The organism is Paenibacillus sp. FSL W7-1088, assembly GCF_037969855.1.
GTDB lineage: Bacteria > Bacillota > Bacilli > Paenibacillales > Paenibacillaceae > Paenibacillus.
Window position 1 is genome coordinate 3,466,761 of sequence record NZ_CP150216.1, and the last position, 13,233, is coordinate 3,479,993.

Genomic DNA, 13,233 nt, shown 5'->3' on the forward strand with positions numbered 1-13,233 from the left:
ACGTCTGTTAACGTCTTCGGAACGCTCCACCGCGCGCCAGAGCATAGAAAATCAAGAGAGCAATGACCGACCCGACGATCGCGGGTATGATATGAAATCCACCCACTACCGGCCCCCTCGGTCCCAACAGTTCATACCCTAACCATGATCCAATAAAGCCAGCAATGATATTTCCAAGCACGCCTCCCGGCACGTCCCGCCCAATCAGATTGCCGCTTAACCAGCCAATAAGCCCACCGACAATGAGTATCCAGATTAGATACAAGAATTGGTCTCCCTTCCATTGGTTTATTACAAGTTATGTTTCGTCAGGCGGAATGTTGCGGATCATCTGAGAATCAACCATGAAATCATTTCCATTTTAATCCAAGGGTAGTAAAATCGGTTGTACCACCACTCGTATGAATGCTGGTGCAGATGCAGATTGGGATTGGAGTTGGCCGGTATAGAAAGGAGGAGCTCGAATGTTCATATTTCGAAGGCCTTTTAGTTTAGCCTTGTTGATGATGTTTCTGATGTCAGGCTTGGCGGCTTGTTCCGAGTCAGAACAATCGGAAGATAAGGGTGCTGCAATGACAGAGGCTGACTCAACGGAGCTTGTGCAGAGCCTCAGTATGGATCCGGAAGAACCGGCATGGAAGCTGGATACCACACCCGTGAATCTAACGTGGTTCGTTGGAGCCGAATGGTACGGACACACTTGGGGTGAAAGCCTGACTTCCGAATATGTCACCCAAAAAACAGGGGTCAATATCGAATTTGAAGTATCAACTGGTGAACCAAGCGAGATGTTATCACGGATGTTGACGACCGGTAGTCTGCCGGATTTAATAACCATCGGCTCCTGGGAAAGTGCGGTTAACAAGCTTCGGGAGAGCAATCTCATCTATCCTCTGGAGGAGCTAGCCAAGCAGTATGATCCGTACTTTTACAAGGTAGCAGGTGATGGTGCTCTACAATGGTATCGGCAGGAAGATGGCCATACCTATGTCATTCCCAATGATGCGTACAGTCCCGAACAGATGCGTGCAACCGGTTTGACGGGAGCGAACCAAACCTTTCTCGTACGTAAAGATCTGTATGAGTCGATGGGCAAACCGGACCTCAGCACGCCGAAAGGTTTTCTAAATGCACTGCAATTGCTGAAGAATCAATATCCTGTTTATAAAGGCCAACTGATCAGTCCGTTTTGGGCACAGGGGAATGCATCTTACGGGATGACCGAATATTTGCAAAATTTGCTCGCGATCCCCCATGAACAGAACGGTAAAGTATACGACCGAATGACAGATCCCGATTATATTCAGTGGCTGAAAACATTTCGTACCGCTTACGAGCAGGGCCTGATTAACGTTGATTTCCTGGTCGACTCCAGCGCACAGGTGCAGGAAAAAACCAACTATGCCCAATATTTTATGATGATTCGAGAATGGACAGACATAGCAGACCTCAATTCGAAGCTGGCAGTCCGTACGAATCAGAGTTCATACTATATTGCTGTAGATGGACCCCGGAACAGCAGGGGAGAATCCGCCAAACTGTTCCCCGGCAGCATGAATGGCTGGATGGTTACGATGATTAGCAAATCCACCAAGAATCCTGAACGAGCCATCCGCTTCTTGACCTATCTGGCCAGCGAAGAAGGGCAAAGGGATGTATTTCTCGGCAAAGAAGGCGAAACATGGGCGATGGTGAATGGGAAACCGCAGTTGAAGGCGGAAATGGTCCAGTTGCTTGACACGGATAGGGAGCGGCTAGAAAAGGAATACGGCATCATGGATACTTACTGGATGCTGCGAAACCCTGCCTTCGTTAACCAGTGGAGACCGGAGAAGGCGCCATCGGTTAAGCAAATGGAGGATTTCGCGAACAAACAGGCGGATATGGACAGCGGCATCTACAAGGGAATTGATCCTGTAGGAGATTCCGATATAGCCTTATCCTGGTCGCGTATTTCTCAGAATTGGGAAGAAGTGCTGCCTGAACTGATTACAGCGAAGGATGAAGCTGCCTTTGACAAAATTTTTGAGAATTTTCTGATACGTCGTGTGAACTACGGCTTTAACCAGGTGATGGAATACCGTCAGACGGAGCTGGAGGCGCGAAAAGCCAAGATGGCTGAATAACCATTCCCTCACATCCTCGCTTTCTATCAGATAACTAGTAATATATGGTATAACAAAGGTGGTGAATACATCAGAATGAAATACCTACTAACGAGATTGAGGAAGCTTTATCGCAATGCCCGTATTTCCCAAAAGCTGTTTCTGGCATTTAGCCTGATGATTGCCATACCTGTTATTTTGGTATCCTTTTTATATATTCGGATGCAGGAAACCCAGCTATACAAGGACGCTATGGCAGCAGGCAACAGTCACGTTTCATGGTTAAACGAACAATTGCGCAGTAGAATGGATATCATTGAGAACGCTTCCAACACTGCGCTCACTCAAAAGTCATTTGTGGATTTTATTCATTCCAATATGCTTGTGGATGGACTGCGACTGGTGAAATTTAAGCAAAACCAATTTGAGCAAATGCAAAACATCATTCAAAGCAATGCGATGATTAGTGAGCTCAGCTTTTACGTGGATAACCCAAATTTGTATGAAATCTGGCCTGAAATCTATCATTATCAGAAATTTTGGCCGCAGGATTACTGGACAAAGCTTCGGGATGAAGGTGGTGCGGCTTACCGCTTATTTTCTTTTAAGAATGGTGAACATACACTATCTTACTTCCGGCTGGTTCGCCTTCAGGGTCAGGAGAAAAAACGACCTAGTATTATGGAAATTCGCGTCCCGCACAGTATGTTTTTCAGCGATCTGCTCCGGGAGAGCAAGGGAAACTTTTTTTCTGTTTTGATGAACGAAAGCGATCCTCCCCAATATGTGTATAATCCGCAGCATGAGTTTTCTCGACAAGCCGGAGAAGGACTGGACGATATCCTTGGCGGTATTCATCGTCAGTTGGATGTACTGCCACAGGAAAATCCCGTTAAGATTAAGGTAGGAGATCAGAGCTACTATGCCCTATATCGCTACATCGCTCCGCTAAACACGTATGTGGTCGATATCGCCTCCCATCAGGCATTGATGAAGGGGCCACGCAGCTGGTACGCATTTGTGGTATCGATTACATTATGTGTATTGCTGCTCATCATGCTGATCGTATCACATACAACTCGGCGCATTTTCCGTCGGCTGGACAGCGTACTGGCTTCAATGCGTCAAGTACGAAAAGGGCAACTGGATGCAATGATTGATACCGGCCTTGATGAGAACGAAAGAGGGGATGAGATCGATGAAGTGGCTGTGAGCTACAACAAAATGTTGCATGAGGTCAGACATCTGATGACGCAGGTTGTGGACAAACAATTGATCGCCAAAAACGCACAGCTGCATTCCCTGCATTCGCAAATCAACTCTCATTTTTTATATAACGCACTGGAATCTATTCGAATGATCGCAGAGGTTCAACGGCAACCCGCTATTGCGAATTCATTGGTATCGTTAGGTTCGCAACTTCGCTACAGCATGCAGTGGCGCAGCGACACCGTTGCCCTTCGTGAGGAACTTGCCAACATTCAAAGCTACATTCAATTTATTAATTTGATGGAAGGCGGCAGCATCATGTTGAAGGCAGATCTCCCGCAGGAGGTGCTCCGCTATGCGATTCCTAAAATGTGCTTGCAGCCCATCGTGGAAAATGCAGTGCATCACGCTGCACCGTCAGGCGGGAGTGTGTGTATTCAGATCACCGTTTCAGTGCAGAATGACCGATTGCTCATTAACATACAAGATGATGGAGAGGGCGTAGACCCGGAGATGTTAGTTCGACTGCAAGCGGCACTGCGGGGAGACTCGGATTCGCCGATGGTTACCAGCAAGAATGGACTCGGTTTGGAAAATGTTAATAAACGGCTGCAGCTTCATTATGGAAAGGACTGCGGTCTTTGGATTGATAGTGTTCAAGGCGCTTATACCTGTGTAACGATACGTTTACCTTGGGAAAATGTAAATCTTGGAGGGTGGTAGGAGTGATCAATATTCTGGTTGTGGACGACCAAAAGCACATACGTGACGGTCTGCAGGCGATGCTGCATCAATTTCCTCTGGAGCTGAACAACATTTACTGTGCCGCAAGCGGGATGGAGGCGCTAATTCTTTTGCGCAAACATACCATTCATATCGTTCTTACTGACATTAGGATGCCGGACATGGACGGGCTGGCACTGATGGCACAGACCAAAGAGGAGCGCATTGAGGTGGAATACCTCATTATTAGCGGTTATAGTGATTTTACATATGCCCAAAAAGCCATCGAATTTGGGGCAAAGGGATACTTGTTAAAGCCTCTGAAGCGAGAGGATCTGCAAACTTCACTGGAGCATGTATGGCAAGAAATCCAGACACGGCAGGCCCTTACGCACAATATGCAGCATGTCTCCCGTCTCGCACGAGAGACAGATCGTAAAGGGCTACAAATGTTTATGCAGGGTGCGTTAAACGATGAAGCCTGGATTCTCCAAATTCAGGAACAAACTCCTGCGCTGTGGCACCATTATCGCCTATGCTTGCTGCGTGAGAAATGCTGGATTAACCAGCCGGGGGCGAGCAGTGTCCATAGCATGGAAGCTATTGCTTATGGTGTGTTTGGTAGACAAGGTTGTATTTGTTTGCAGCACAGCCCGTACCTAATTCTTGCAGTGAATGCAGCGATAGATCCGGATGCTTTGCCAGCGGCGCTCAAGGAAGGAATGATCGACGCGATAACCGTTATGACTGACCCGCAGCAAGGATTAAAAACGCTGCCTGGCAGCTATGCACAATTGCTTGAGCTATACCGTCATAGTTACCTGTTTCCGGATCTATATATCATTCTGCCGGCACATATTGAGCATATGGAGCAGCAGTGGCAACTTCCCTATGAAGAGCTGTATGATCTGTTTCAGTCTGTCGGGACCGACAACAGTGGTAGAATAGCTCAGGGCATTTCCGCAATATTTCACAAAAATGTGCTGCAGCGCTATCATATTCGCTACACCCAGCAGCTCTGCGGCGCAACAGTGCAGATGATGGAGGAGTATGAACAAGTTATTCGCCCCTACATGGGGGAAGAAGCGCTGGAGCTTGAATCTTTGCGTAATCTCTTTGATTATCCTGGGATGCGGGATTATATTCAAGCGCTGCAACAGCAACTGCTTCGGCTGAATCAGTTCTATTTTGAATATAAGTGCAGCTATCGCAATTCGCAGGAATTAAATGAAGCCATCCGTTTTATACACGAAAGCTATCATAAGCCGCTGGATCTCGCGATGGTATCCAATCATGTGTCGCTTAATTACGCTTATTTCTCAAATCTGTTCAAGAAGAATATTGGCAAAGGTTTTGCCGAATACCTGCGAGATGTACGTTTGGATAAAGCGCGGCGACTCCTAGCCGAAACCGATCATAAGATTGTTGAAGTTGCTGCTATGGTTGGTTATGAAAACTATAAAAGCTTTACGCGGGCGTTCCGCCTTGCGATGCATATCCAACCCACAGAATATCGACAAATGATGCGCCAAAAAGGAGAACGTGAAGTGCAATACCACAGTACCTATCTATAAATTGAATCAAAACCCAAAAAAATGGGATACAACAAAAATAATTGTACCTTTCAGCGGATTATGCCATTCGATAGAATAAAGATATTCCCCGATGTAAGCGATTACCTTTATGCGCATTGATTGGGAGAAACTATGATCCTATCAAAGGAGGGCAATTATGAAACCATCTCACTTTACAGAGAAACGGGTTATGAAAAAGGTACTTGGCTTGTTCCTAGCGGTTGTGATGCTGGCTAGTGTTGGCGTGCTGCCAGCATCGAAAGTTCAAGCAGCTGGAACGACCGTTACCTCAATGGAGTACTTCTCACCGGCAGATGGACCTGTTATTTCAAAATCCGGCGTTGGCAAAGCCAGCTACGGATTTGTTATGCCTAAGTTCAATGGGGGGTCCGCTACCTGGAATGATGTTTACAGTGACGTGGGTGTTAATGTGAAAGTGGGTAACAACTGGGTTGATATTGATCAAGCCGGAGGTTATATCTATAACCAGAACTGGGGGCACTGGAGCGATGGCGGTTTCAATGGTTATTGGTTCACCCTTTCCGCAACAACCGAAATTCAACTGTACTCCAAAGCGAATGGCGTCAAGCTTGAATATCAACTTGTATTCCAAAACATTAACAAAACAACCATCACAGCGATGAATCCAACACAAGGCCCGCAAATTACAGCAAGTTTCACAGGCGGTGCAGGCTTTACATATCCAACGTTCAACAATGATTCTGCGGTAACGTATGAAGCCGTAGCGGATGATTTGAAGGTATATGTAAAACCTGTAAACAGCAGCACATGGATTGATATTGACAATAATGCAGCCAGCGGCTGGATTTATGATCACAACTTCGGCCAATTTACCGACGGTGGAGGAGGTTACTGGTTTAACGTAACGGAATCGATCAACGTCAAATTGGAATCAAAGACTTCCTCAGCTAACCTTGTTTATACAATTACCTTTAATGAACCTACTAGAAATTCATATGTCATTACGCCATACGAAGGAACAACCTTCACGGCAGATGCGAATGGTTCCATTGGACTTCCGCTTCCCAAAATTGATGGGGGTGCGCCTATCGCCAAAGAACTTGGTAATTTCGTATACCAGATTAACATCAATGGCCAATGGGTGGATTTGAGTAACTCCAGTCAGAGCAAATTTGCATACTCCGCAAATGGCTACAACAATATGTCGGATGCCAACCAGTGGGGATATTGGGCCGATTATATCTATGGTCTTTGGTTCCAGCCAATCCAGGAAAATATGCAAATTCGTATTGGGTATCCGCTGAACGGACAGGCGGGTGGAAATATTGGCAACAACTTCGTCAACTATACTTTCATCGGCAATCCAAATGCTCCGCGTCCAGATGTATCCGATCAAGAGGATATCGCGATCGGAACACCAACCGACCCGGCTATCGCGGGCATGAATCTCATTTGGCAGGATGAATTTAACGGAACTACGCTGGATACAAGTAAATGGAACTATGAAACAGGATATTATCTCAATAACGATCCCGCTACTTGGGGATGGGGAAATGCAGAACTGCAGCACTACACAAACAGCACCCAAAATATTTATGTACAGGACGGAAAGCTGAATATCAAAGCCATGAACGACAGTAAATCTTTTCCGCAAGACCCGAATCGGTATGCACAGTTTTCTTCAGGAAAGATTAACACCAAGGATAAACTGTCCTTGAAGTACGGCAGAGTCGATTTTCGTGCCAAGCTTCCTACAGGTGATGGTGTATGGCCAGCACTGTGGATGCTTCCACAAGACTCGGTATACGGCACTTGGGCTGCATCAGGTGAAATTGATGTTATGGAAGCGAGAGGCCGTCTGCCTGGATCAGTAAGCGGTACCATACACTTTGGTGGACAATGGCCCGGGAACCAGTATTCGGGCGGCGATTATCACTTCCCGGAAGGGCAAACTTTTGCCAATGATTATCATGTATACTCGGTAGTCTGGGAAGAGGATAACATTAAATGGTATGTCGACGGCAAGTTTTTCTATAAAGTGACTAACGAGCAGTGGTATTCCGCAGCTGCACCGAATAATCCGAATGCACCATTTGATGAGCCGTTCTATCTCATTATGAATTTGGCAATCGGCGGAAACTTTGACGGCGGCCGTACTCCGAACGCGTCCGATATCCCGGCAACCATGCAAGTGGATTATGTACGTGTGTATAAAGAACAGTAAGAAAACAGCTGTTTTGGAGTCGTGTCTAGGCGACTCACCATAGTTTTCGGTGATGAGGCAAGATGAACGGAGAAGACAGGGAAGACCAACAACAAAAATGTTGTTGGTCTTTCTTATTTGAGCAGGTAGCCGGTTAGTCTCAAGCGAAAACTCTCTACTCTACAATAATGAAGCAGCCTTCGTTCAATTGTTGAACGAAGGGTGCTGTTTGGAGTCTTTATACCAAGCCTATTTATTTTGTAATTTCATGAAATTGCTTTTAATGACGGGAAGCTGCTTGCGCTGGTACCACAGAAGCTTCTTCACGAACTGCCTCTTGAGCTGCCGGACGTGTTACTACAGGAGATTCTTTACGAACTACCTCTTGAGCCGATGGACGAGTTACTGCAGGAACTTCTTCCCGAGCTACTACTTGGTCATCCGAACGTGGTACCACAGAAACTTCATCACGGACTGCGGCTTGAGCAGAAGGACGTGTTACTGTAGGAGCATCTTCGCGGCCATCCGTTTGCTGCGATGGGCGCGTTACTGCAGAAGCTTCTTCACTCGCAACCACCCTCGGAGTATTGCTCGAAGCCCAAGCGGTTGTCACTGTACTAATTGCAGCAACGGCGAATAGCGTCGATATCGCTATAACAAAGGTTTTCTTGTTCACATTTTTTACGTTAAGCATAAATATTAATCTCCTTTTTAGTTGTTTGCCTTCCCCGGATAAAGAGGAGCAGAATTGTATAGGTAGATTCCTTGATCCTGCCACTACGTTCAGGATGGTTTCCCCATAGCGTTTACGATCCGCAAGGGACATTCCCTTTACGACTTCTTCATCGCAGGACAGTTCACTCCACGTATGAATATCTTTCGAAAGCATATGAACCAATGGATTGAACCAATGCAATGCACGGGCTACTAATATGAGCGCCTTGATCCATAGATCTTTCCTTTTCAGGTGGATCAGTTCATGATGGAACACCATACGTATATCCACGTTTGCAGAATTCTTCAGAGGCAGATAAATAGTAGGTTTCCTCAGCCCAATAAGAAAAGGACTGCGAATCAGAGCGCTGTAAGCGAGTCGAACCTCGCTCTTGAGACCCAGACTCTCCTTGATTGCAGGGAGCAGCATAGCAATTTCGCCGGTCATTGGAACGCTGGTTCGCGTAAGTTTTAATGTCTTGATAAATCTGTGGTAACAATATGTTTGCCATGCTGCAAAAGCTATGGCCCCGATTACCCATAAGCATATAAAAGTGAGAGCTGTGTTTGCTGGAATGGTCTGTACCTGAATGGCAGGCGTCGGATGAAATGATCCAGGTATCACATGTTGAGCAGTTATGGGTAACTCGTTTACTGTAGTACTGAATGGGAACAATGAAAACATCCAATTAAAGACCAGAAAAATGGGCAATAGATACAAGCCTAAAGCCATTTTCCCAATTCCAAAACGCCATTTTGCAGGGAAGACTTGAAAGGGAGCAAGGCGCAATAACAGAATGAAAGCGACAACGACACTTCCGGCAACAGTCAGCGTAGACAGTAATACAAGAATGGTATTCATAGATTACACCTACTTTTCTGAAAACCATTGTCTCAGCTCTGCAATGTCTTGATCTGAGAGCTTGTCGCCATCATACAAAGCTGAAATCAAATTTTTTACAGAGCCTTGATATAATCCATCCAGAACTTGTTGTGCCTCCAATAGCTTGTAGTCTTCGGGTGAAATACGGGGCACATATTTGTTGGTCCGTCCATCCCTTGTAGCTGTAAGGGCCCCTTTGTCTACCAGCCGAGAGAGAAAGGTAGAGATCGTTTGCGCCTTCCAAGCTTTACCCCTTTGGGAAAACATGGTCAGCAGTTCGGTGGAGGTGACAGGTGGCTCACACTCCCAGATCACTTCCATCAGTTCCATTTCAGTATCCGATAATTTTTGCAGATGGTTCACGGTGAACACTCCTTAACTTCGTTATGCGTCCATATCGAAGGTTATTACTACACTACGTAGTACATACAAGTTACTACAACGTGTAGTAGGTAGTCAAGTGTTGCATGGATATTGCAAAAACAGAGTCAGGTCTGTACTGCTATAAGCTTAATCTTTGATTAATTTTAATGCAGCGACGAATGTCTGGAGTATATACTTAGTCTTAAATCCTGAAATCACTATTGGGGAGGAACCACATGAATCTGTTTCATATACGAGCCACACTGCAAGAGATCGATTGGACGGAGTCGTTTCTGGAGAATAACTTTATCGGCATTGGTTGGCCTGCGACAGGAGATTTGGAGCACGAGCCTGCAGAAGAATGGACAGAGCAATTAGTTCAACACTACAGGATAGGAAAGACGGAGCTTCGTGATGTCCTGGATACGCTCCATACTTTTGTCTACGTGATGCAGGATGGGGACTATGTCTTGATAAACGATGATGAATGGGCATATGTAGGGGATTTGGGCGATTATTTTTACGATGATTCCAACGGAACCGGAGAGGAATACATATGCCATCGACGGGGAGTTACCTGGCTGGGGCGCATTCCCTTAGCAGAGTTAAATGATAAAGTACTTGCACTTGTGAGTCATTACTCAATCATTGCGAAATTCGAACACTCAATTACGCAGGCTCAACTGGAGCCCTGGGTTTCGATCACCTCTGTAGCTACTGAAGGAGATAATCATTCCTCAGTTAGAGTAGATGAAGCTACTATTCAAGAAGCACTCAATGTTCTAAAAAAGGCATTGCATAGCGAAGAAGAGGGCCTGCGAATCCGCGCAGCGGCGGCAATTTTACAATACGCCAAATCCTAGGGGCTTTCTCACTTTGGTTCTTTTAATATCGGCTTCCTAGTTAGGGATAAGAGGTGGGACAAAGGACATATGTATATGAGTTGAATAATAGTTAGTATTGACCAGACGCCAAATGGTGTCATAATATTTAAGCGACACACATAGTTTTGAATGAAATTAACTGCTTTTTCTTGGCAATCATATGTAAAAGAAGAATCATTTTAGAAATGCAACAATATGACTAGCATGATGAAGGATGGTCCCTGATGACAACTAATAAAACAAATCCCAAGGTGGATGGATATTTAAACAAAGCAAAGAAGTGGAAGGAAGAATCAGAGAAGCTAAGAGAGATCGTTCTTTCCTGCGACCTGACTGAAGACTTTAAGTGGATGCATCCTTGTTACACGTTGGAGAATAAGAACATCGTTATCATTCATGGATTTAAGGAATATTGTGCGCTTCTTTTCCATAAAGGAACCTTGTTAAAAGATAAGCAAGGTATTCTAATCCAACAAACAGAAAATGTACAAGCTGCTCGCCAAATCCGGTTCACTAATCTTCAACAAATCGTTGACATGGAAGCTATCCTGAAAGAGTATATTCTTGAAGCCATTGAGGTTGAAAAGGCCGGATTGAAAGTGGAACTCAAAAAGAATATAGAGTATGCTGTTCCAGAAGAGTTTCAAACTAAACTGGATGAAAATCCTGCGTTGAAAACCGCATTTGAAGCATTGACGCCTGGACGTCAACGGGCATACCTTTTTTATTTTTCCCAACCGAAGCAATCCAAAACCCGTGTGTCCAGGGTGGAGAAATGTACGCAGCAAATTCTGGATGGAAAAGGGTTGAATGATTAAACCTTTAATGTACAGGAAACAGCCTGTTTTGTTTTGAAATTAATTTATATGCATCGAAGCACCCGCCTTAGTGGGTGTTTTTTTGTTTTTTCATCTGTCGAATATGAAATCATCTTGTCAAATGTACTATTGCATGGTATCGTTGATAACGATTATCAATATCATTTGAAAAAGGTGGGTTTATTTTGCTGAAACGAAGAAACTCGATATGGCTTTTGTCTGCTCTCTTTATATTACTTGTACTAAGTGCATGCGGTCAGGCCGCAATGACAAGCAATACAACGGAGACCACTACAACCGAAGCTACGGACATGGAATCATCAACTGACTCCACTTCTGCTTCTGACGCCGATACAACAACAGGTGCCGAAGGAGAGACTGTTACATATCAATCGGATGCAGGTGAAGTGGAAGTACCTGCAAATCCGAAGCGGATTATCGATCTGACCGCATTTTCAACAGGGTACTTTGTTGCACTCGATGCTCCAGTCGTCGGAGCCTTGTCAGGTGCAATAAACAACAAGTACATCAAGGACCAGCTCAAAAGTCAGGGGACAACAGATCTGGGAGAGCAGCCAACAGCGGAGCAAATAATCAGCCTAAAGCCTGATCTGATCATCGCATACACAGGTACAGAGGGTCTCGACAAGTTGTCGCAGATTGCACCAGTGGTACAGTTACAATATGGTAAGCGCAATTTCAAGGATCTCATGTTGGAGATGGGCAAGCTGACCAATAGAGAAGCCGAAGCAAAAGACTGGATCACACAATGGGAAGCGAAGATCAATGGGTTGAAGCCAAAAGTGCTTGCCGCTGTAGGAGATCGTACAGTCTCCATTTTGAATCCATACGCCAAAGGATTATTTGTATTTGGTCATAATTACGGTCGTGGTGGTGAAATACTCTATGACGAATTTGGTCTCAAGGCACCAAAAAGGGCTCAGACAGAGGCAATTGATAGTGGCACAGGCTGGGCTTCAATCTCGATGGAAGTGTTACCGGAATATGCAGGCGACATCATCTTCACCAGCCCGTGGTCAGGAGATACAACCGATCCGAAGATTGTTTACGATAATACGGTGTGGAAAAACCTAACTGCGGTCAAAGAGGGCCATGTGTTCCAGCTTGATCCGACCTCTGATACATACAACGACCCTGTATCGCTTGAAGGTCAGCTGAAGTTTATATCAGACAGCCTGCTTTCGGTGAAGTAGTCTTTGAGTAATATATATTTTTTCAACCCTTTGGCGAATCTGGACCAAAGGGTTTTTCAATTTCATTTTCATGATAATATGAGATGAAGTATGCGAAATAAATCTTGGTTAGGAGAAGATAATATGGACGTTTTTGCAGAATATCTAGCACGAATTGATAACCTGGGACATCGGGACCGTACGGAAGAAGTTTTAGAATGGATTATCAAGAAGTACCCAAATTTAGTACCTAAAATAGCGTGGAATCAGCCCATGTTTACCGATCATGGCACATTTATTATTGGATTTAGTGCATCCAAACATCATTTGGCTGTGGCGCCTGAGAAGGCAGGGATTAATCATTTTTCCGATGAAATTGTGAAGGCCGGCTATGAGCACACCAAGGAGTTGGTGCGTATCCGGTGGGATGGACCGGTTGATTTTTCATTACTGGAACGAATGATTGATTTCAACATTACGGAAAAAGCAGACTGTTCAACCTTTTGGCGGAAATAGGCATGATCGATAGCCTACAACAAAAGACCTCGCTCTCACTTACGTCGGTGAGCGGGGTCTTTGTAA

The 13,233-nt window shown here is 45.1% G+C and carries 11 protein-coding genes; 8 read left to right on the plus strand and 3 right to left on the minus strand.

Annotated elements, in window-relative coordinates; genetic code table 11:
• Positions 1-7: 7 nt before the first annotated feature.
• Complete coding sequence (locus MKY42_RS15740; protein WP_090897897.1) at positions 8-265, minus strand: GlsB/YeaQ/YmgE family stress response membrane protein; 258 nt, start codon at positions 263-265, stop codon at positions 8-10.
• Between the two features lie 199 nt (positions 266-464).
• Here MKY42_RS15740 and MKY42_RS15745 point away from each other — a divergent pair, with 199 nt between their 5' ends.
• The 4 genes from MKY42_RS15745 to MKY42_RS15760 all read left to right on the plus strand — a co-directional run bounded on the left by MKY42_RS15745 (position 465) and on the right by MKY42_RS15760 (position 7,817).
• Positions 465-2,126, plus strand: coding sequence for an extracellular solute-binding protein (locus MKY42_RS15745; RefSeq protein ID WP_339852408.1), 1,662 nt, complete (start codon positions 465-467; stop codon positions 2,124-2,126).
• 96 nt (positions 2,127-2,222) lie between these two features.
• Positions 2,223-4,037, plus strand: coding sequence for a histidine kinase (locus MKY42_RS15750; RefSeq protein ID WP_339852411.1), 1,815 nt, complete (start codon positions 2,223-2,225; stop codon positions 4,035-4,037).
• 2 nt (positions 4,038-4,039) lie between these two features.
• Positions 4,040-5,611 (plus strand): response regulator, encoded by a 1,572-nt coding sequence (locus tag MKY42_RS15755; RefSeq protein ID WP_339852414.1) that lies wholly within the window; start codon positions 4,040-4,042, stop codon positions 5,609-5,611.
• A 157-nt stretch (positions 5,612-5,768) separates the two neighbouring features.
• Positions 5,769-7,817, plus strand: coding sequence for a glycoside hydrolase family 16 protein (locus MKY42_RS15760; protein WP_339852418.1), 2,049 nt, complete (start codon positions 5,769-5,771; stop codon positions 7,815-7,817).
• A 259-nt stretch (positions 7,818-8,076) separates the two neighbouring features.
• Here the strand turns inward: MKY42_RS15760 and MKY42_RS15765 are convergent, their stop codons facing one another.
• Together MKY42_RS15765 and MKY42_RS15770 are read right to left on the minus strand one after the other, a co-directional pair.
• Positions 8,077-9,372, minus strand: a complete 1,296-nt coding sequence (locus MKY42_RS15765; protein ID WP_339852421.1) for a M56 family metallopeptidase — start codon at positions 9,370-9,372, stop codon at positions 8,077-8,079.
• Between the two features lie 9 nt (positions 9,373-9,381).
• Positions 9,382-9,756 carry a BlaI/MecI/CopY family transcriptional regulator gene (locus MKY42_RS15770; RefSeq protein WP_090897911.1) on the minus strand — a complete coding sequence of 125 codons (375 nt, stop codon included), beginning with the start codon at positions 9,754-9,756 and terminating at the stop codon, positions 9,382-9,384.
• A 236-nt stretch (positions 9,757-9,992) separates the two neighbouring features.
• Between MKY42_RS15770 and MKY42_RS15775 the strand changes: the two genes are divergently transcribed.
• From MKY42_RS15775 to MKY42_RS15790, 4 genes are all read left to right on the plus strand, one after another.
• Entirely contained in the window at positions 9,993-10,619 is a 627-nt protein-coding gene (locus MKY42_RS15775; protein ID WP_179264865.1) for a hypothetical protein, read from the plus strand.
• Between the two features lie 245 nt (positions 10,620-10,864).
• Entirely contained in the window at positions 10,865-11,458 is a 594-nt protein-coding gene (locus MKY42_RS15780; protein ID WP_339852426.1) for a YdeI family protein, read from the plus strand.
• Between the two features lie 185 nt (positions 11,459-11,643).
• Positions 11,644-12,672 carry an ABC transporter substrate-binding protein gene (locus tag MKY42_RS15785; protein WP_090897917.1) on the plus strand — a complete coding sequence of 343 codons (1,029 nt, stop codon included), beginning with the start codon at positions 11,644-11,646 and terminating at the stop codon, positions 12,670-12,672.
• A 123-nt stretch (positions 12,673-12,795) separates the two neighbouring features.
• Positions 12,796-13,167 carry an iron chaperone gene (locus MKY42_RS15790; RefSeq protein ID WP_339852428.1) on the plus strand — a complete coding sequence of 124 codons (372 nt, stop codon included), beginning with the start codon at positions 12,796-12,798 and terminating at the stop codon, positions 13,165-13,167.
• Positions 13,168-13,233: the final 66 nt, after the last annotated feature.